21 protein-coding genes and 1 tRNA gene are annotated in these 18,157 nt (G+C 64.8%); 10 read left to right on the plus strand and 12 right to left on the minus strand.

Annotation, left to right across the window (positions count from 1 at the left end):
- Positions 1 to 9 precede the first annotated feature (9 nt).
- Positions 10 to 2,073: an NAD-dependent DNA ligase LigA gene (gene ligA / locus FHS94_RS06590; RefSeq protein ID WP_184055991.1), complete on the minus strand. Its 2,064-nt coding sequence runs from the start codon at positions 2,071 to 2,073 to the stop codon at positions 10 to 12.
- A 209-nt stretch (positions 2,074 to 2,282) separates the two neighbouring features.
- Here ligA and FHS94_RS19625 point away from each other — a divergent pair, with 209 nt between their 5' ends.
- The 10 genes from FHS94_RS19625 (at position 2,283) to FHS94_RS06630 (ending at position 9,003) form a co-directional block, all read left to right on the plus strand.
- Positions 2,283 to 2,408, plus strand: a complete 126-nt coding sequence (locus tag FHS94_RS19625) for a hypothetical protein (protein ID WP_281396850.1) — start codon at positions 2,283 to 2,285, stop codon at positions 2,406 to 2,408.
- A 159-nt stretch (positions 2,409 to 2,567) separates the two neighbouring features.
- Positions 2,568 to 3,578 carry an SDR family oxidoreductase gene (locus FHS94_RS06595; RefSeq protein WP_184055884.1) on the plus strand — a complete coding sequence of 337 codons (1,011 nt, stop codon included), beginning with the start codon at positions 2,568 to 2,570 and terminating at the stop codon, positions 3,576 to 3,578.
- 195 nt (positions 3,579 to 3,773) lie between these two features.
- Positions 3,774 to 4,502 carry a 4-hydroxy-tetrahydrodipicolinate reductase gene (gene dapB, locus FHS94_RS06600; RefSeq protein ID WP_184055886.1) on the plus strand — a complete coding sequence of 243 codons (729 nt, stop codon included), beginning with the start codon at positions 3,774 to 3,776 and terminating at the stop codon, positions 4,500 to 4,502.
- Positions 4,499 to 5,197: an endonuclease III gene (gene nth, locus FHS94_RS06605; protein WP_184055888.1), complete on the plus strand. Its 699-nt coding sequence runs from the start codon at positions 4,499 to 4,501 to the stop codon at positions 5,195 to 5,197. The genes dapB and nth overlap by 4 nt, the downstream gene beginning before the upstream one ends.
- Positions 5,188 to 5,264, plus strand: a tRNA-Arg gene (locus tag FHS94_RS06610). The genes nth and FHS94_RS06610 overlap by 10 nt, the downstream gene beginning before the upstream one ends.
- A gap of 152 nt (positions 5,265 to 5,416) precedes the next feature.
- Positions 5,417 to 5,968: a helix-turn-helix domain-containing protein gene (locus tag FHS94_RS19890; protein WP_425506165.1), complete on the plus strand. Its 552-nt coding sequence runs from the start codon at positions 5,417 to 5,419 to the stop codon at positions 5,966 to 5,968.
- A gap of 203 nt (positions 5,969 to 6,171) precedes the next feature.
- Positions 6,172 to 6,402, plus strand: coding sequence for a DnaA N-terminal domain-containing protein (locus FHS94_RS19895; protein WP_425506161.1), 231 nt, complete (start codon positions 6,172 to 6,174; stop codon positions 6,400 to 6,402).
- A gap of 346 nt (positions 6,403 to 6,748) precedes the next feature.
- Positions 6,749 to 7,231, plus strand: coding sequence for a hypothetical protein (locus tag FHS94_RS06620; RefSeq protein WP_184055892.1), 483 nt, complete (start codon positions 6,749 to 6,751; stop codon positions 7,229 to 7,231).
- Positions 7,218 to 7,922, plus strand: a complete 705-nt coding sequence (locus tag FHS94_RS06625; RefSeq protein ID WP_184055894.1) for a phage terminase large subunit family protein — start codon at positions 7,218 to 7,220, stop codon at positions 7,920 to 7,922. Before FHS94_RS06620 ends, FHS94_RS06625 begins: the two co-directional genes overlap by 14 nt.
- Positions 7,923 to 8,613: 691 nt before the next feature.
- Positions 8,614 to 9,003: a response regulator gene (locus FHS94_RS06630; protein ID WP_184055896.1), complete on the plus strand. Its 390-nt coding sequence runs from the start codon at positions 8,614 to 8,616 to the stop codon at positions 9,001 to 9,003.
- A gap of 287 nt (positions 9,004 to 9,290) precedes the next feature.
- Here FHS94_RS06630 and FHS94_RS06635 read toward each other — a convergent pair whose 3' ends face one another.
- The 11 genes from FHS94_RS06635 to FHS94_RS06685 form a co-directional block, all read right to left on the minus strand.
- Positions 9,291 to 9,962, minus strand: a complete 672-nt coding sequence (locus FHS94_RS06635; RefSeq protein ID WP_184055898.1) for a hypothetical protein — start codon at positions 9,960 to 9,962, stop codon at positions 9,291 to 9,293.
- Entirely contained in the window at positions 9,959 to 10,459 is a 501-nt protein-coding gene (locus FHS94_RS06640) for an RNA polymerase sigma factor (protein WP_184055993.1), read from the minus strand. The genes FHS94_RS06635 and FHS94_RS06640 overlap by 4 nt, the downstream gene beginning before the upstream one ends.
- Before the next feature lie 263 nt (positions 10,460 to 10,722).
- Complete coding sequence (locus tag FHS94_RS06645) at positions 10,723 to 11,010, minus strand: TraR/DksA family transcriptional regulator (protein WP_425506166.1); 288 nt, start codon at positions 11,008 to 11,010, stop codon at positions 10,723 to 10,725.
- 145 nt (positions 11,011 to 11,155) lie between these two features.
- A complete protein-coding gene (locus tag FHS94_RS06650) occupies positions 11,156 to 11,485 on the minus strand; it encodes a putative quinol monooxygenase (RefSeq protein ID WP_184055902.1) in 330 nt (109 codons plus the stop codon).
- 19 nt (positions 11,486 to 11,504) lie between these two features.
- Positions 11,505 to 12,410 (minus strand): aldo/keto reductase, encoded by a 906-nt coding sequence (locus FHS94_RS06655; protein ID WP_343055195.1) that lies wholly within the window; start codon positions 12,408 to 12,410, stop codon positions 11,505 to 11,507.
- 2 nt (positions 12,411 to 12,412) lie between these two features.
- Positions 12,413 to 12,892 (minus strand): FmdB family zinc ribbon protein, encoded by a 480-nt coding sequence (locus FHS94_RS19900; protein ID WP_425506162.1) that lies wholly within the window; start codon positions 12,890 to 12,892, stop codon positions 12,413 to 12,415.
- Entirely contained in the window at positions 12,816 to 13,970 is a 1,155-nt protein-coding gene (locus tag FHS94_RS06665) for a glutathione-independent formaldehyde dehydrogenase (protein ID WP_184055906.1), read from the minus strand. Before FHS94_RS06665 ends, FHS94_RS19900 begins: the two co-directional genes overlap by 77 nt.
- 45 nt (positions 13,971 to 14,015) lie before the next feature.
- On the minus strand, positions 14,016 to 15,155 hold the full coding sequence (locus FHS94_RS06670) for an SMP-30/gluconolactonase/LRE family protein (RefSeq protein ID WP_184055908.1): 1,140 nt from the start codon (positions 15,153 to 15,155) through the stop codon (positions 14,016 to 14,018).
- 47 nt (positions 15,156 to 15,202) lie between these two features.
- Positions 15,203 to 16,366 carry a zinc-dependent alcohol dehydrogenase gene (locus FHS94_RS06675; protein WP_184055910.1) on the minus strand — a complete coding sequence of 388 codons (1,164 nt, stop codon included), beginning with the start codon at positions 16,364 to 16,366 and terminating at the stop codon, positions 15,203 to 15,205.
- An 11-nt stretch (positions 16,367 to 16,377) separates the two neighbouring features.
- Positions 16,378 to 16,893 (minus strand): SRPBCC family protein, encoded by a 516-nt coding sequence (locus tag FHS94_RS06680; protein WP_184055912.1) that lies wholly within the window; start codon positions 16,891 to 16,893, stop codon positions 16,378 to 16,380.
- Positions 16,894 to 17,245: 352 nt separating this feature from the next.
- Positions 17,246 to 18,100, minus strand: a complete 855-nt coding sequence (locus FHS94_RS06685; RefSeq protein ID WP_184055914.1) for a transglutaminase family protein — start codon at positions 18,098 to 18,100, stop codon at positions 17,246 to 17,248.
- Positions 18,101 to 18,157: the final 57 nt, after the last annotated feature.

Below are 18,157 nucleotides of genomic sequence, written 5' to 3' on the forward strand. Positions count from 1 at the left end.
ACGGCAGAATTATGTAACGGTTTTCGCCACGATTTCTGCCCAGCCAGCCTCGTCAATCACACTAACCCCCAATTCCGCCGCCTTTTTCAGCTTGGACCCAGCTCCTGGGCCGGCGACCACCAGGTCTGTCTTTGCGGACACAGAGCCTGAGACGCGTGCCCCCAGATTTTCGGCTTGCGCCTTTGCCTCGTCGCGACTCATGGTCTCCAGTGTGCCGGTGAAGACGACCGTCTTGCCCGACACCTCCGACGCGTGTGTCTGCCCGGCAAAGGGCAGGGGGTGCACCTCGCTCAGCAGGTCGTCCCACGCTTGCCGATTATGTTCCTCGGCGAAGAAGTCGACCAGGGCCTCTGCAACCGCCGGGCCGATCCCCTCGACCGACTCAATGTCGGCGCGGGCAGCCGGATCCTCCTGCGCCGCTTGTGCAACCTCCGCTAGCCGCTCCACGGTGCCGAACGCCTTCAGCAGGTCACGCGCCGTGATCGAGCCGATATGGCGGATGCCGATGCCGAACAGGAAGCGGACCGGATCGGGCTCACGCTTTTCCTCGATCGCCCGCACCAGGTTCGCGGCCCAGACGCGCCCGTCCTTTTTGCGCGGGGCAAGCCGCTCCTCGGTCAGGCGGAAGATGTCAGCCGGGCTCGATACCAGCCCGTCACGGAAGAAGTCCTCAATCTGCTTGGCGCCGAGCCCCTCGATGTCCATTGCGCCACGGCTGACGAAATGGCGCAATCGCTCAACCCGCTGGGCCGGGCAGATCAGGCCGCCGGTGCAACGAATGTCGACCTCGCCCTCTTCGGCGAGCGCCTCCGACCCACATTCGGGGCAGTTTGTGGGAAAGGTCCAGGGCTCGCGCGGCTCGTCTCGCGTCAGGTTCTCGACGATTTGCGGGATCACGTCGCCCGCGCGTTGCAGCACCACCCGGTCGCCCGGCCTAACCCCCAGCCGCTCGATCTCGTCAGCATTGTGGAGGGTGGCATTGGTCACGACGACGCCGCCAACCGTGACCGGATGAAGTCGCGCTACCGGGGTCAGCTTTCCCGTGCGCCCGACCTGGATGTCGATCCGCTCCAGCGTTGTCTGCGCGCGTTCGGCCGGAAACTTGTGCGCCAGCCCCCATCGCGGCGCGCGGCCGATCGTGCCGAGCCGCGCCTGCCAGTCAAAGCGGTCGACCTTGTAGACAACCCCGTCGATGTCGAAGGGCAGGTCGGCCCGCTCCGCCTCGATCCGGGCGTAATGCGCCAAAGCCTCATCCACCGTGTCACAGCGGACCAGCAGGTCGGACACCGGCAGGCCCCAATCCGCGATCCGACCCATCGCTGCAAATTGGCTGTCGGCAATGGCTTCGCTGGTTTCACCCCAGCCATGTGCCAGGAAGCGGAGCGGCCGGGTCGCAGTCACCGCCGGGTCCTTTTGCCGAAGCGATCCCGCCGCGGCGTTGCGCGGGTTCGCAAACTGGCGCGCGGTTTCGCCCTCCTCGGCCAGCAGGCGCGCGTTGAGGCGGGTAAAGTCGTCCTTTGCCATGTACACTTCACCCCGGATTTCGGCCACCGATGGTGCCGCGCCCGCTAGTTGCTGGGGAATGTCGGCGATGGTGCGGACGTTCTCCGTCACATCCTCGCCCGTCGTGCCGTCCCCGCGGGTAAGTGCCTGGATCAGCCGGCCATTCTCATATCGTAGAGAACAGGACAGGCCGTCGATCTTGGGCTCGGCGGTGAGGGCCACCGGCGCTTCGTCAGGCAACTTCAGGAACCGTCGCACTCGCGCCACGAAGTCGGCCACCTCCTCTGCTGAAAAGGCGTTGTCGAGGCTCAGCATGGCGCGTGCGTGCCGCACCTTGGCCAGGTGCCCCGCCGGCGCCGCGCCGACCTGGGCCGATGGGGAATCGGTACGGACCAACTGCGGAAAGGCCGCTTCAATCGCCGCGTTGCGCCGCACCAGCGCGTCGTAATCCGCGTCGCTGATCTCCGGCGCGTCATCCGTATGGTACAGGCGGTTGTGCCGGGCGATCTCCGCAGCGAGCGCTTCCAGCTCGGCAGCGGCAGCAGTGTCGGTTTCGGGCAGGGCGTTCATGGTGCCGGGGTTAGGGCAGGGCACCCCCGCTTGCCAACCACGCAGCGCCGCAGGGTGGCTCGATCGCCCTCCGTTGCGGGCCTGATTTCGACACGCCGCATCCGGAACTTGCCGGAGGGGCATCTACGTCCCGAACCGCAATCGTATTGCGCCGGTCGAAAATGCGCCACGTTGGAGCGAGGCCCCCTGATCTTGGACCTGTCACGGCCATGTTTGACGAAGAACACGACACGCCGCGGCGGTTCCAGGATCTGCCAATGCTGAAATGGGCGATTTTGTTCTGCGCCCTGTTCTGGGCGGCGCTCTGGATGGCGTTGGTGCGCTTCGTTCTTTAGCGGCCGGGCGCAATCGGATGGGGTCAGGTGATCACCACCCAGATTGTGGAAGGGGCAGATAGTGATCGTGCCGTGAAAATGTGTGTCTTCTCAACGGCGTCGGGCTGAACTTTCGTTCGGCCCGTTCGTCATGGCCTGAACCCCTTGAAAGGAGGCCATATGACAGACGCCACCAGCCGCCGTGACTTGTTGAAAGGTGCCGCTGTCGCAGGCGCCGCTGCCGCCGCCACGCCCGCCCTCGCGCAGGCGACCGGTCAGGGGAGTGCCGGCGCGGCGAACCCGCCTCCTCCTCCTTTTGCGGACCCGCAAACCAAATATACCAGCACGCCTTTCCCGGAACAGCGCCAGAAATGGCCGGCGCTTCAGCGGAACATGACGCCCGTCCCCGATTGCGGCGAAAAGAGCTACCGTGGCTCGGGCAAGCTTCAGGGGCGCAAGGCGCTGGTCACCGGCGGCGATTCCGGCATTGGTCGTGCGGCGGTGATCGCGATGAGCCGTGAAGGCGCTGATGTCGCGATCAACTATTACCCGACCGAGGAGCCCGATGCACAGGACGTTGCCCGCCTGCTGCGCGCCGAGGGGCGCAAGGTCGTGCTGATCCCCGGCGACATCACTAAAGAGGAATTCTGCCTGGACCTGGTCGCGCGCGCCAACCGGGAACTGGGCGGGCTGGACATACTGGTCAACAACGCAGCCTATCAGCAGTCCAAGTCCTCCATTGCTGAGATCAGCTTCGAGCAGTTCGACCGGACGCTGAAGACCAACCTGTATGCGATGTTCTGGATCACCAAGACCGCGATCCCGCTGATGAAGCCGGGTTCGGCAATCATCAACACCGCGTCGGTCAACAGCTTCCAGCCCGAAAAGGAGATCCTGGACTACGCGACAACCAAGGGTGGGATTGCGATCTTCACGAAGGGGCTGGCAAAGCAACTCGCCAAACAGGGCATCCGCGTCAATGCGGTCGCACCGGGGCCGATCTGGACCCCGCTGCAGGTTGCTGGCGGCCAGTTGCCAGGTGAAATGAACAAGTTCGGGCAGGACACTCCACTTGGCCGTGCCGGCCAGCCTGCGGAGCTCGCACCCCTCTACGTCGCTCTCGCTTCTGGAGAGTTCAGCTACACCGACGGCAGCGTATTCGGCGCCAATGGTGGCACCGGCGCGGTGTAATCCGGATTGTCGCGCGGGACGGGCGTTCAGGTCCCGTGCGACAATGCTGTCCTACAAGCGCGTGTCGTGCAACAGCGGCGCCATGCCCCTTGCCACGACACGCGCCGACTCTGTCCGGGTCCCATTCCGGTTGCCGAGAACAAGGATGTGCGGCATCTTCTCCTGCCGTCATCCTACCCGTTGCGAGGGCATCGCATGACTGCGATCGGCATCTATGGCAGCGCCGGCCGAATGGGCCGGGCCATCATTGACCAGCTGGAGGACGCGGGCGCAGTCCTGGCGGGCGGCAGTGACGCGCGCGGCGACCCGACCAGCGTTGCGCGTGTTGCCGACGTGCTGGTCGACTTCTCTGCCCCAAGCGCGCTTGAATCGCACCTTGCCGCGGCACGCGCTGCGCGCACGCCCATCGTGATCGGCACCACTGGCCTAACCGCAATTCATCACGAGCTGATCGATCTGGCAGCCAAGGACATCGCGGTATTGCAGACCGGCAACACTTCGCTTGGCGTGACCCTGCTCGGCATCCTGGTCCAGGAGGCGGCGGCCCGACTTGGCGCCGAATGGGACATCGAAATCGTTGAGATGCACCACCGGCACAAGGTCGATGCTCCTTCGGGCACGGCAATCCAGCTTGGCGAAGCGGCGGCGCGCGGGCGTTCCACGAAGCTCAAGGAAGTGCGGGTCGATGGGCGTGCGGGACTTGTCGGGGCGCGTACCGAAGGCACGATCGGCTTCGCGTCCCTGCGCGGCGGTTCGGTTATCGGCGATCACCAGGTCATCTTCGCCAGCGAGGGCGAGCGACTGGAGCTCGGGCATCGGGGCGATGATCGCTCGATCTTCGCCAAGGGTGCGCTGCGGGCCGCATTGTGGCTCGCGGGCCAGGCACCGGGGCGATACAAGATGGGCGACGTGCTCGGGCTGTGAAGAAGGCGAACGTCTTCGAGTTCTACAGGCGGCTAGCGGAGCTCGACCCGGCGCCCGAAACCGAGCTTGCCTGGCGCAATCCCTACACGCTGCTGGTCGCGGTCGCCTTGTCCGCGCAGGCCACCGACGTATCGGTGAACAAGGCAACGGCCCGGTTGTTCGAGGACGTCGACACCCCCGCCAAGATGCTGGCCCTGGGTGAGGAGGGGCTGAAGGCGCACATCCGCACCATCGGCCTGTTCAATACCAAGGCCAAGAACGTCATCGCCGCCGCGCAAATCCTCGTGGACGAGCATGGCGGCGAGGTGCCCCGCGACCGCGACGCGCTAGAGCGATTGCCCGGCGTCGGCCGCAAGACCGCGAACGTGGTTCTCAATGTCGCCTTTGGCGAGGAAACGTTCGCGGTCGATACCCACATTTTCCGCGTCGGCAACCGGACGGGCCTTGCACCCGGCAAGACGCCACTGGCCGTGGAACTGGTCCTCGAAAAGGTCACGCCAGCGCCGTTCCGCGCCCATGCGCATCATTGGCTGATCCTGCATGGCCGCTACATCTGCAAGGCGCGCAGTCCCGAATGCTGGCGCTGCCCGGTCATGGACCTGTGTGCCTATCGCCCCAAGACGCCGCCGCCAGCCGCAAAAGGGGCTGGCGCGGCATCGAACACCCTGCTACCCGCCTCCGGCACGCACCCGTAGCTCAGCTGGATAGAGCGCTGCCCTCCGAAGGCAGAGGCCACAAGTTCGAATCTTGTCGGGTGCGCCAGCATTTCCGCCGTGTTTTCCGTTCTTCCGGACGCGACTAGGTCGCGTCTGGGCGAGTAATGGGGGCGTAACGCTTCTAGCTCGCTCTTTCAGCACGCCTAATAGATCCGCGCGGAAGTGGCGGGCGTGACGACGTTCGATCTTCAACGGGCCGTGCTGGCGATCCGCGACCTTTCCGCCACTGAGAAACACGTTCTGCTTGTTCTCGCGTTGCGCGCTGACATCGGGACTCGCCGGTGCACGCCTAGTATCGCCACCTTAGCGGCCGATACTGGTTTGACCGAGCGATCCGTCCAGCGGGCGATGAAGTCGCTGAAGGATGCAGGACACATCACGCGCTTTGAGCGGCCGGGGCGCGGGCTAATCTACACGGTGCATCCCTGCTCAGCTGCCTCGGGCCTCTCAGAAACTCCGCGGGCCTCGGAGCCCCGGCTCACTGTCACCCCCGACATAGAGTCGCCGGGACACAGTGTCGCCGAGCCCCCGACACAGAGTCACCCAAACAACCAAGAACAACCATTCCCCCTAGAGCCCCCCAGACGCCGAAGAAGACTCGCGGCGCACGCCGCGTTGATCGCGGTAGTCGATGCCGAGACCGGATGGCGGCGCCGGACCTCGACCTCCCGCCAGAAGCGGGGACGATGGCCGAGCGGTGGCCGGCAAGCGCATCCGAAGCTGAAGCAGCCGGACACGCGGAATGGCTGACAGCCGAGCGCAACCGGCGCGACGCCAATGCATTTTCGAATGCCCGTGCTGTCCAGCTCGGTGCCAATCCTCCGGAGGGGAGGCGAGCCGGGCTGAAAGACGGTCGGCAGACGGCCGGTCCGTTAGTCCGAAACTCATCGCCGGAGAAGATTTCTTGCGGCACGGCGGGAGAGTGTGAGGAGGCAAACGCGCTCCAGGCAGCCATGGTCGAAACGATAGGCCAGCATGCTTATGGTGCCTGGCTTGGGTCGTGCAGGTTCGAGGTGAGCGAGGGTCGCGTCACGGTGGTTGCACCGTCGCCGTTTACGCGAAGCTATGTGGATCGAACGTTTGGGCAGCAGATTGCCGCTGCCTTATCGCGCGTCTCCGGCGATCCGATTGAGTTGGCGTGGCGTGTCGAGCAACCCGGAAGCGGGGCCGGAATGACTCGGTGAGCCTGCAAACCGAACGTCCCGGAGAGGGGCTATGCGCCACGACTCTCTGCCCCGACGGCGCCGAGCCGTCCGGAGGTCGGGGCCAGAGGCACCCCCCATGGGTCCTCCCCGGGATTTGGCCCGTATGCGGGGGGCTGGGGCCCAACGCACGCGTGTTTCCCGTGTCCGGAAAACACTACGCCTTTTTATTACGCCTTTGGATCTGCCGGCGGGCCGCTGATCGGGCGCGGGAGGTGCCCTGGCGCGATCGTCGACCCCGCGTCAGGCACCCAAGAAGCGCAAAGCCAGTGAGCTGGTCGTCAGCCTGGACGAGTTCGCCTCGATCTGCGGCGTCACGCCGGAGACGATGCGCAAGCACCTCGCGCAGGCGCCGGCCGATGCACCCTGGCTGATCGAGCGCGGTCGTCGCGGCGTCGGCTACAAGATCGCGGCCGGTGGGGCTGTCGCCTGGTGGCGCACCCGGTCGGTCGGGGGTGGCGAGGACGACGCCAAGCTCGCCGCGATCGCCGAACTGCGCATGCAGATGCTGGGCGACGCCGGCGACGATGACGGCCTCCTCCTGACGGGCAAGCAGCGGTACGAGGAATACAAGGCCGGCGAGGCCGAGCTGCTCTACCGCCGCACGATTGGCGAGCTTTGCCGGGTAGCGGACATTGAGGCCGAGACCTCGAACGCCGCCATCGAGCTCCGTCGCCAGCTGCAGGGCGTGGGCCCCGCAATCCGACGCCAGTTCGGCCTCGCCAAAGAGGTCGAGACCGCGATCGAGGCGCTGATCGGCGAGAAGCTGGCCGCGTTTAGCAAGGCGCTGGACGTCGATGTCGACGGTTGAGGCGGTAGCCAACCCGCGGCTCGGCGCGCTGTCACTGCTGATGCAGCAGACGCGCGAGCCACCCCGGTTCGCGAACGCGCGCGAGGCGATCAGGGCAGGGTTCCGCGAGGTGGCGTTCACCGAGAAGCTGACCCCGATGGAGGCAGCCGACCGGCACCGCCACCTGCGCAACCCGGGCGCGTATAGCGGCCCCTGGCGCGACAGCCCGGAGCCGATGCAGCACCTGGTCGAGCCGACCAACGCGCTGGCGATGACGAGCCCCTACTCGATCGTGGCCGTGATGGGCCCGTCGCAGATGGGCAAGTCCGAGGTCGGCAACAACTGGCAGCTGCATTCGGTTATTTACGACCCGGCGGACATGGCATTCTACAGCCCGACCAAGGAGCTGACCGCCTCCTATGTCACGACGCAGATCAACAAGCTGCTCGAGGAGTGCGAGGACGTCGCCAAGCGGCAACTCGACGGCGCGTCGGCCGACAACATCTTCCTGAAGCAGTTCAAGGGCTGCGACTGGCACTTCCTGTGGCCGACAGGCCCCAACTTTCGCGCGCGGCCGTTCTCGCGCGGGCGCTGCGACGACTACGACGATTTTCCGCAGGAAATTGGCGACCAGGGTGACGCGGTCAGCCTGTTCGAAGGGCGCACCACCAGCTTCCAGCGCTATGGCTGGAGGCTGTACGTCAACAGGTAGAATACAGCTGAAACCCGCGGAAAACGGCACTTCTTAGCCCGCTTCGGCGGGCTTCTTTTTGCTTTCGCCAGATCAAATCCGATCAACAGAAAACGATGGAAAACAGCCAATCTCAAAAGACGTCCGGCAGCGCCGTGACACATGGAGTGACACATGGATGACCCTATGCAAGCTGACCTGCTTTACGGGCTTGAGGCCATCGGAAGGGCGATTGGGCTCGGTCCTCGGCAGGTGCAGTACCTTCATGAGAAGGAAGACTTTCCAACCTTCAAGCTTGGCCGGACTGTCTGCGCTCGGCGGTCGTCTTTAGCCCAGCATTTCGCGGAAGGGGAATCAGCAGCACGGCTCAAAGCTGACGAGGACGTCAGACGTCAGCCGGGTGCAGACGCCGGTCGGCGTAACCGTATCCACAACCGAGAGCTGGGGCATGAGACTAGAATGGGGGAGAGCCGCCGGTCCGCTTTTAAGCGGCAAGGGCGGTAAGCGGACTCTCATTCAGCTCGAGCACGTCGTCCGCGAATACCAGGGTCCGGATACGGCGCATTCCATGGACCTTCACTTTCTTACAATGGCCTAACCTGGGTCAGACAGCGCTTCTCTCTTATGTTGCCCAGTATATCTTCCTAAGTGGTTGGTCCGGCCCGGACCTTGCACGCAGGCGATGCTAGTTCTGGCTAAGGGAGAGTAAAACTTGGAATTTGAGTCGGTAATCCTGCTGGTCGTGGAAGATGAACCAGCGATCCAGCTATTCTTGGAAGATACCCTACAGGACGCTGGCTTTTCAGTTCGGGTTGCTTGTCAGGGTGATGAGGCGATCAGCCTTCTGGACGGAGCCGATTTTGCACCTGTTGGAGTGGTCACAGACATCAGACTTGGGAAAGGCTTGAAGGGCTGGGACGTTGCTCGACATGCTCGGGAGCTGCATCCCGAGATCGCGATTGTATATGTCACTGGAGACAGCGCTGCCGACTGGCAGGCGTACGGCGTTCCCAAGAGCGTTTTGCTGCCCAAGCCATTTGCGGGAGCGCAGCTCGTGACAGCCGTCACCACCCTTCTCAATGAGCAAACGTCCAGTCTCTAGCGGCTGCGTTACAGCTCGAGAGTTTGCGTCGGCGTCGCGGACTTTGGCGGATGGATGTCCGCCGCGGTCGCGATGTCCGCTAACGCCCATCCTCGGGCGCTCAAGGGCCAACTCTGGCCGCCCGTAAGCCACCGGCCGTTCACCGTGCCGATCGTCCCTGACTCGCACGGCAGGTTCAGGGTAGAGCAAGCGGAACTTGATTTCGGGAAGCTGAGCCTGCAAAGGGCCGGTCCGCGGACTCGCAACTGGTCTCCCGCTCGGCTTTCCCTTTCGGGACGTGTTCGCCGCTAATCCGCCGCGAACTGAGCAACCTCATTCAGGTGCTGCTGCATCTCGCGGAGGCTGTGGCCGGTCATCATGTCGTCTATCCGCATGGCTAGGTGCGTCCGCCCGGTCCGGCGCGCCCAGCGACGCACCCCCCACATGCCGGCCCACCCAACTACCCCGCTCGCGAGGGTCGTGGTGAGCCACGCACTGATGCCGATTGGAGCCAGCATGTCCGTGCCCCACAGCAGCCGGATGATCACGGCCATGAACGGGAGCCACAGCACCCACCAACTCGCGGCGAGCATCCAGCCCGATACCAGCTTGATCCTGTGTAGCCGAGCCATGTGCCCCTCGGTTTCGACGATAGGGGCGGCAACGTCGATCCGCACGGCATGGGTAAGGCCGGCTATCCCGAGCGCAATCATGGCCACCCCGAGGAGATTGATGAGCACCCCGCTGGCGAACAGCAGCCCCGGTCGCGCCAGCAGGTCGCTCCAGATCGTTCCTCCCGCAAGAGCGATGATGCTGCCGGCACCGATCTGGACGACCTGCCATCTGGCGAGCGCGCGAACGCCGCGCCTCGCCTTGCGCGCGGCGACCGTACTAGGAAGGGCCAGTTCGCGATCCTGGTCCTCAAGCGCTGCCATCGCAGCCTTAAGCGAGGCGGTGTCCGTGATCAGATCCTCAGTCATGCCAGCTCCCTCCGAAGCTTCTGTTTGATGCGGTCGATCCGGGTGCCCACGGTGCTCTCACCGAGGCCTACGATCTCGCCGATCTCGCGATGGCTGCGCTCGTCGAGGTAGAGCAGCAGCACCGCCCGATTGAGTGGGTCGAAGCGAGCCATCGCACTTTGTAGTGCGCCCAGCGCCTGGTTTGCTTCGTGATCCGCGTTCTTCGCGGCAACGGCGTCGTGGTCACTGGTAAGCGGGGTCATGACCCGCCGTTCCCGGTATACCGAGCGTACATGCGACAGAGCAACGTTGAGCGCCACGCGATACATCCAAGTCGGGAAAGGCCGCGCGTCGTCGTAGCGTGGCCATGACGCCCATAGATTGGCTAGGATGTCCTGCATGAGGTCGGCGCGATCGTGGGGATCGCGGGCATAAGCGGCAGCGACCTTGCGGACGATGCCGGCATGGTCGCGGATCAGTCGCGCGAACTGCTCGCTGTCCCTGCCTCTCCCGCCCATCACAGATTGGCGACCCCCTCCTTGTTTCATGAGGTTGTTCGCAGGCGGGAGCATTTCATCACAGGCCCGAGAACATTATTTCTCGCCGCCGGATTGTAGCAGCCGGAGCTACTGCCGGTCCCCAATTAATCTGGGCGGTGAATGAGTGAGAAATGGGCAGCCCACGGCGACACTCGGCTGTAGCCGATGGCAGCAGTCCGCGATCATCGACAAGAAGAAACGCTCGCCCACAAGATGACGCTTCGCTGCCAACGACCTTTTCCTTAGCGGTTCTCCGCTTCTGGGATGTGTCGATCGCGCCCGCTCTGACACGCGACGCACGTGCGCGCCCCGGGCATCGCGAGACGGCGACCCTCTGGTATGTCGTCGCCACAGATCGCGCAGTACGGCTCGCTAACTCCGGTCGGCATGCTCGCTCGGGCGGCTAGCACAGGATCCGTCACCGTGTCGTCGGTCTGATCCTGCACCGCGCCATCGCGCGTCCAACCACCGGCCATTTGCCTCTCCTTACCAGCCTTAGATGGGAAGCGACGAGGGCGCGCGCCATCCATGACGGCGGCCGCGGCCGGCAGATGCTCCACGCGGACCGCTGCACAGCCTACGAAGAAAACTTGCCAGCCAAGCTGAGCGATTGGTCGGTACGCAGTGCCGGCACCCTTGCCTTGAGCCAATGGTGATGCGACGCGCCTACGACGCTTAGGGCAGCTTCGCCGCTATTACGTCGATGTGTTCAATCACCGGCGGGGCGGCAAGCAATTCTTCGGCGCGCTCCTGCAACGCTGCCGCGACCTTTCCGGCGAGGTGCGCCCTGCGGCCCGCTTCGTCCGGAAATGCGTCAAAGATGCCGAATGTCGAAGGTCCAATCCGGATGCCGGACCAAGCGGTCGTTCCCGGCTCCTCCTGAACCAGTGGCTGCGCGCTGCGCAGAAAATCGGCGACTTCGGCCTCCCGCCCGGGCTTCGCCTCCAGTCGGATGAGCAACGCGACGCTCACGGCGAGTCCGGCTCCCTGCGATCCGATTGCCATGTCATTTTCCTCCTCGTGGTTACAGCATCGGCAACCGGCGCGGCCTGGGGCCGGGCGGAAACGCCGCATCGATCCGGGCGAACTCCGCGTCGGTCAGCCGCAACGCCCCGGCGCCCGCGTTGTCTTCGGCGTGTTCGGGACTAGACGCCTTTGGAATGGCAAAGGTGGATGATCGGCGCACAAGGAAGGCGAGCGCCACCTGACGCGCGGTCGCGTCGTGGTCCCCTGCGATCTCCTCCAGCACGCGCCCGCCGAGCGAGCGCGGCCCCGGAAAGTTGCCGTGACCAAAAGGACTGTAGGCGACCACGGCGACGCTGTGCTCCTCGCACCAGGGCAGCACTGCGTGCTCGATTGCGCGCTCTTCGAGATGGTACAGGACCTGGTTGCACGCGATCCGCCCCGCTCCCCCGGCCGCCCAGGCCGCCTGGAGGTCGGGCACGTCGAAGTTGCTCAGGCCCCAAGACAGGATCTTGCCCTGATCGCGCAGCCGCTCGAAGCCGGCAAAGGTCTCCTCTAGCGGATGTGAGCCAGGCCAGTGGAGTAGGTAGCAGTCCAGGCGGTCGGTGTTGAGGCGGGCGAGCGACCGCTCGCAGGCCGCAATCGTCCCGGCGCGAGAGCCATTGTTCGGAAGGACCTTGGAGACGAGGAACACTTGATCACGCCGGCCGGCGATCGCCTCGCCGACCACCAACTCGGCCTCGCCGTACATCTCGGCGGTGTCGATGTGGGTCATGCCGAGATCAAGCCCGCGGCGCAGGGCGGCGACGGCGGTCGGCCGGTGCGCATCGTCGATGTACCAGGTGCCTTGGCCGATTACAGGAATTTTGCCTGGCACGGGGCCGAACGGGCGATGCTCCATGCCGACCGTCTCGGGCGAGGAGCGTAGCTGCGTCGTGGTACGGATGGGAGCGTCTTTCCGGGACACGCTCACCGCCCGCGACCAAGCGGGCCGCTAGATGCGAAGACTCGGCCTTTCGACGCCAGTGCGCCCGGGAAGGGCGACCGGCGCGCGCAGCAGCCGCATCCCGCGGGATGCGCCGCCTTCGGGCTCCGGTCGCTGCTCGCGTGAGGCTCCTTAGAGCCGGGCGGGTCCCGTCGGGTCTGGTCCATGCCGGCGAGGGCCGGTGCGCCGAGGAGCGCGCGCGGCGCGTCGGCCCCGCATGCCGGGCAGTCGCATGGATCCCGGAACAGCGCCATGGGACGTAACGCCGTGAACGGACCGCACGCGGTGCAATCGTAATCGTAGAGCGGCATGGCGTATCTCTCTGCGAGAGGGTGGAGCGGACGGCGGCGGAGCGGCGGATGCGCGCCGCTCCGCCAGACCGGTTGTTCAGGCGGCGGTCTTGAGCACCACCTTGGTCCAGCCATCGTCGCGTGCGTCGAAGTGCCGGTAGGCGTTCGGCGCATCGTCGAGCGGCAGTTGGTGCGACACAATGAACGACGGCTTCGCCCGCCCGGTCGAGATAAGGTCGCGCAACTGGCGGTTGTACGCCTTTACGTTGCATTGACCGGTACCGATCGACTGGCCCTTGAACCAAAACAGGCCGTGGTCGAACACGATTTCGCCCTGTTTGTAGAGCGGATCCTGAGGCGCGGGGTCCTGCGGCACGTAGACGCCGACGACCCCGATGCCGCCGGTGAACTTCACCGACTTCACCAGGTCGTTCATGACCATGTTGGGTTGCTCGTCGCCTTGCGGGTCGTGCGCCTGGTAGCCGACGCACTCGCACCCACGGTCCGCACCGATACCGTTCGTGAGCTCCATCACTTGGTCAACGGGAGAGCCCTTGGAGTCGTCGACAGTCAGCGCGCCGATCGACTCGGCGAGGCGCAGCCGGTCGGGATGGCGGTCGACGACCATTACCATGCAGGCGCCTTTGATCATCGCTGCGTGAGCGGCCATCAGCCCGACGGGTCCGGCGCCGTAGATCACGACTGACTCGCCGGGGCACAGGCCAGCGAGTTCAGTGCAATGCCAACCCGTGGGAAAGATGTCGGCGAGCATCACATAGTCGTTCTGCCGCTCCTCGGCGTCCGGCGGCAGCTTGAGGCAGTTATAGTCACCATAGGGCACGCGTAGCAGGTCGGCCTGGCCGCCCCGGTATGGGCCCATGTCCGCGAACCCGTACGCGGCACCGGCCATGTTCGGGAACAGGCTCCGGTCTGGCGTCGTCAGGCAGAAGGCGCTCAAGCCGCGCTCGCAGTTCCTGCAGAAGCCGCAGCCGATGTTGAAGGGGATTGCGACCCAGTCGCCGACTTTTACCCGGTCGACGGCATTGCCGATCTCGATCACCTGGCCGAGATTTTCGTGGCCAAACACGCCGCCCTGCGGGAAGTCAGTCCGGCCTTCGTACATGTGCAGGTCGGAGCCGCAGATGTTGGTGCTCGTGATACGCACCAGAACGTCGGTCGGCTTCTCAAGTCGCGCGTCAGGTACGTCCTGCACCGCGACGTCGCGGGGTCCGTTGTAGACGACTGCTCTCATCACATCCTCCTGGCTAGAAAGGTTCAAAACAGGTCGACGGGCGGTTCACTGCGTCAAGCCGGTCCCCTCGATCCGCCACAGCTGCGTCGTCAGCCGCGGGCCGTTTTCGGGCTTGAACCAACTCATGTCCTGAATGTGCGAGCTGGTGACGTAGATTGCGCCGTCGGGTCCCTCGGAGAACGTGTCGGGCCAGCGCAACCGGGGATCCTGGATCAGGGTCGTGTCGCGACCACCGTCGCGAACCTTTACAGCGTTCTGTTCGATCGCGGTCAGGTAGAGCCGTCCACGCTTGTCGATCCAGAAGCCGTCCGTTGGCTCGCTCTCGCCGACCCGCTCGATGCGGGTCTCCAGATCCCGTGCGGGCAACTGGGGATTGTCAAGCGCCTCCGTGGCGATGCGATATAGCGTTCGGCCGGTCAGTGCCTTCCAATAGAGATAACGATCGTCGGGTGAGAGGGCGATGCTGTCCGCGGCGAACTCGACGCCGCGCCCATCCGGACGGCGGACCTCGCGCCCGTCCGTTCTCACCACGACGCCCTTTTCCGGTTGGGTGCTCGGATGCCCGTCGAGCACCCGGCGCGCCCGCCCGCTTGGAAGATCGACGACAACGAGCGCGCCCTTCGCGCCTGAGTCCGTGAGATAGGCATGGCGTCCATCGGGGCTGAAGCGCACATCGTTCAGGTAGCTGCCTTGGGGCGCGACGGTCTCGCCGAACGGGATGGTTTGCGCGACCGCGTTCGTCCGCAGGTCGATCCTGACGAGCTTCGGTCCTGTTGGCACGACCTGCGCGGTCGCCGGCGCGGCGGGATCAACCACCCACAGGTTGCCGCGCCCGTCCGCCACCACGCTTTGCACGCAGACGAAGTGATCACCGGCGGAGACCTGGTCCTTCCTGGCGTTGCGCCAGGCGTTCCATTCCGCGTTCGGGTAGGGCTTGACCGCTCCATCCCTGGTAACTTCGGCGACCGATACGGGTGCATCCTCAGTCCAGCGCGGGAAGTTCACGAAGATGCGGCCATCCGGGGCGACCGTCACGCCGGTGACCTGATGCTCAAAGGTTGCGACGGGCTGGAGCCTCACACCGCTGACGCGCGCTGATGTCGTCTCCAGCTGCGCGGATGCGACGGATGCGAGCGCCAACGCAAGAGTGACGACAGACGCGGCAGTAGTTCTGGATTTGGTCATGGTGGCCCCTTCAGCACGAGCGCGGATCTTACGGTGGGCAGCCGCTACTACGGCGCGAACACCGCCCGGACGCACCCATCTTCCTTGTGCTTAAACATGTGGTACCCGGTGGGACTGTCCTCGAGCGAGAAGCGGTGCGTGGCCAAGGCCGCGGGCGTCAGCTCGCCACGCAACGCATGCTCGAGGAGGCGCGGGACATAGGCCTGGCCATGTTGCTGCGCTGTTCGAACCGTCACGCCCTTGTTCATAAGTAGTCCGAGCGGGAACTTGTCCATCAGCCCGTAGACGCCCAGGATCGACAACGTGCCACCCTTGCGGACGGCCAGCATAGCCTGCCGCAGCGCCGTGCCCCGGTCCGTCTCCATGTAGAGTGCCTGCTTGACTCGATCATAGGCGTGCTGGAGCCCGGTGCCGGCCGCCTCCATACCCACTGCATCAATGCAGGCATCGGGGCCGCGTCCGCCCGTCAGCTCCTTCAGTGCATCGATCACATCTACCTTGGTGAAGTCGAGCGGGATGGCGCCGAATGCCTCTGCCTTGGCGAGCCGTTCGGGATATTGGTCAATCGCGATTACGCGTTCGGCGCCGAGGATCATCGCGCCCTGTTGCGCCATCAGGCCAACGCCACCGCAGCCCCAAACTGCGACTAAGTCACCGCGCTGGATGTTGCAGAAGTCAGCGCCCATGAACCCGGTCGGCGCGGCATCCGAGATGAACAAGGCGTCCTCGTCGGCGAGGCCATCGGGTACGACGAAGCAATCTGTGTCGGCAAACGGCACGCGGACATATTCGGCGTGGCTGCCCGCATAGCCGCCAAAGGCGTGAGAGTAAGCGTAGATGCCGGCCGTCGGGTAGCCCAGCAACGGCTCCTGCAGCTCCGGCTTGGGATGGCTGGTGTCGCAGAGCGAGTAGAGATCGTGTTGGCAGTACCAGCACTGTCCGCAAGCGATGAAAGACGGCACCACGACACGGTCACCCCGCTTCACCTTGGTCACCTCGCGTCCGACGTCCACGATCTCGCCCATGAACTCATGGCCAAGGACGTCGCCTTCGCGCATCGTCGGGATCAGGCCATCGATGAGGTGCAGGTCCGAGCCGCAGGTAGTAGAAAGACGGACTTTAAGGATCACGTCCTTTGGGTTGAGTATAGCGGGGTCGGCGACCGTCTCGACACGGAGGTCGTTGACGCCGTTCCAGCATAGTGCGCGCATCGGCTAGGCTCCTATCGGTCGGCCCCGCCCTTGCGGGCGGCAGGTTGCGGGTCGGTGGTGGGGATCTCGCCAGTCAGCGCGAGTGCGCGGAACTTGTAGAGCGCGTGTCTCACGATCTCGCCGGGAACGATGTGGAAGAGTTTGCTGACCGCCTCACCGATGACTCCGCCCGGTGGATCGAACCGTACCTCCAGATGAAGCTCCGTGCCGCGGTCGCCTGGTGCCGGCCTGAAGATCAGTTGCCCAGTGTTTGGCACATCGGCGCCGTCCAGCGACGACCACCGGATCTCATCCGGGCCGACTTCAACCGCCTCCGAGCGCCAGCGATATTCACCGCCCGCCGGACCGCGGGCGAGCCATTCGGCTGTGCGGCCATCAAGGGGGTTCACCTCGGCAAAATGCGTCCAGATGCGCGACTGGGTCCCCGGATCGAGCCAGAGCGTGCGAAGCTCGTCGGCAGGCCTTCCGATCGTAACGGACGCGCGTGCCGCTGCCTTTATCGCATTGTCGGATTGAACGGGGTTCATGGCAGCGATTCTCCGGAGGCCGGAGTCGCTCTTTCGGCGTGCCTCGGAGCTTTGTGCATCAGGGCGTTGCCTAGGTATTCTCACCAGGCTTAATCGCATTGCTGGGATCGGCAAATCTCGAGCATGCCTTCAATGCCGCTGCCCGCAAATCCACTGTAGTGCTGTCAGCCCTTCCTCAAACGTTCGATTTCTCCGATGAACGAGCGGCAGCTATCGGGCAGCAGAGAAGGACGGTTGAACGGCCGAGATTGGGTCCTTGCGGCTTCGGACCTGGAGGGGGAAAGTGCGCACTTGCGCTTCGCTTGATCTCAGGACACGCCCGGCGCGGGTTAGCTGACCCACGTTGGCCGTACTACCCCGGGGTGACAGTCACGCTAACGTTCATCGCTTCGAAATCGTGGGCGGCGCCGACGTAGTTCCCCGAAACAGGCATGATCTGGCCATTACAGCGGGCCACCGCGACGGGCACAAGCTGCGCGGCGCCGACCCGCTGGTGCGTTGGATCGAACGTGACCCAACCCGCGCCCGGCAGATATAGTTCTGCCCAGGCGTGGGTGGAGCCCGCGTCGTCAGGCGAGGCTTCGGGGTCGTACATGTAGCCGGATACAGCTCGCGCAGCGAAGCCCAGGTGCCGCACCGCATCGATGAACAACGCTGCGATGTCTCTGCATGAGCCGCTCGCGAGCGCGAGCGTTTCGGTCGGGGTCTGCGTGCCTTGCTCGTCGCGGGTGCGATACGCCACCACGGGAAGAATGCCGGTGTTCAAGTCCTTCAGCAGCGACAGTGTATCGGCAGGTGTCGAGAAGACGAAGGCTCTCGCCCAATCGGCCACTGTCCCGTCGGAGTCTGGATGCTCGGGACGAAGGAATCCGCCAAGATCGATCTCTTCCGCGTCCGTATAGCGGAAGGGGTAGCTGTGTGCGCGCACCGCGATTGGAAAGACGGGCCAGGCAGGCGCGCACTGCTCAACACTGGAGCAGCTCTCGATGACCAGTTCGGCGGCTGGACGTGCAAAGGTAGCTGTCGCGACGACATTGCCGAACACGTCCTGGCTCCATGCGAGTTGCGCCTCAGGCGTGCAATGAAGCGTAGTTTCCACGACCCGCAGGTCGTGGCTGGCCCGCGGGAACAGCATCAGTGAGTGCGCTTGCAGCTGGACCGCCCGGGCGTATCGGTAGGTGGTGAGGTGCCGGACAGTCAGCTTCATCGGGCGCCTCGAAAGCTCGAGCTCAGGCCGCTCGGCCGCGGTCCGGGTTTTCACTCA

The organism is Sphingomonas aerophila (assembly GCF_014199305.1).
Lineage (GTDB): Bacteria > Pseudomonadota > Alphaproteobacteria > Sphingomonadales > Sphingomonadaceae > Sphingomonas > Sphingomonas aerophila.